1 protein-coding gene is annotated in these 283 nt (G+C 35.0%); it reads right to left on the bottom strand.

Annotation, left to right across the window (positions count from 1 at the left end; translation table 11 throughout):
• Window positions 1–58: 58 nt before the first annotated feature.
• The coding region (locus tag RMT89_RS42430) for a hypothetical protein (RefSeq protein WP_315889099.1) at window positions 59–283 on the bottom strand (225 nt) is incomplete at its 5' end.

Raw genomic sequence — 283 nt, 5'->3', positions numbered from 1 at the left:
AGGAAATTTATAACATTTCAAGACAGGAAAAGAGTAAAAATAACAAATAAACAGAGAGTTATAATTTTGATTTTGTCGTTCTTAGCTCAGACAATTCAGAAGCCATTCCGCTCCCAAATGGACCATGTGTTGTTTGCTCAGCCAAACGTTTTGATTCTTCAGATAAGAGAGAATCATTGCGTTCAATGATTACTTGCTTTTCAGATAATTGACTTAGGCGCTTTCTAGATACTTTTTGAGTCTTTCTCTCTTGACTAACCTCTTCTAGTTCCAATTGCATCAG

The organism is Streptomyces sp. P17 (genome assembly GCF_032436805.1).
In the GTDB taxonomy this organism is placed as follows: Bacteria; Actinomycetota; Actinomycetes; order Streptomycetales; family Streptomycetaceae; genus Streptomyces.
This window is presented reverse-complemented; position numbering and strand designations above follow the sequence as displayed.